Annotated in this window: 1 protein-coding gene; it reads left to right on the forward strand. The window is 42.6% G+C overall.

All coding sequences use genetic code 11. The features are described from left to right. Positions 1–423 (forward strand): class II glutamine amidotransferase (locus tag C1G53_RS09155; RefSeq protein WP_192873120.1); only part of this gene is annotated, 423 nt, incomplete at both ends.

Here is a 423-nt window from a genome sequence, read left to right on the forward strand (position 1 = left end):
TTGGTGTTGTAGGAAATACAAACGCAACTGATATTTTGATTCAAGGACTTGAAAAATTAGAATACCGTGGTTATGATTCAGCAGGTATTTTTGTGACGGGTGGTGAGCAAGCTCATCTTGTGAAAGCTGTTGGTCGCATTGCAGAATTGTCTGCAAAAGTTGGCGATAAGACTGAAGGGACAACAGGGATCGGTCATACTCGTTGGGCGACTCATGGTAAGCCAACTGAGAACAATGCTCACCCTCACACTTCTCAAACTGCTGGACATATCCTAGTTCACAACGGTGTGATTGAAAACTACGCAGAAATCAAGGAAGAGTATCTTGCAGGTCATGACTTGAAAGGGCAGACAGATACAGAAATTGCTGTACACTTGATTGGTCAATTTGCAGAAGAAGGTTTGTCAACTCTAGAAGCCTTTA

It is taken from the genome of Streptococcus suis, assembly GCF_002960445.1.
Taxonomy (GTDB): Bacteria; Bacillota; Bacilli; order Lactobacillales; family Streptococcaceae; genus Streptococcus; species Streptococcus hyiners.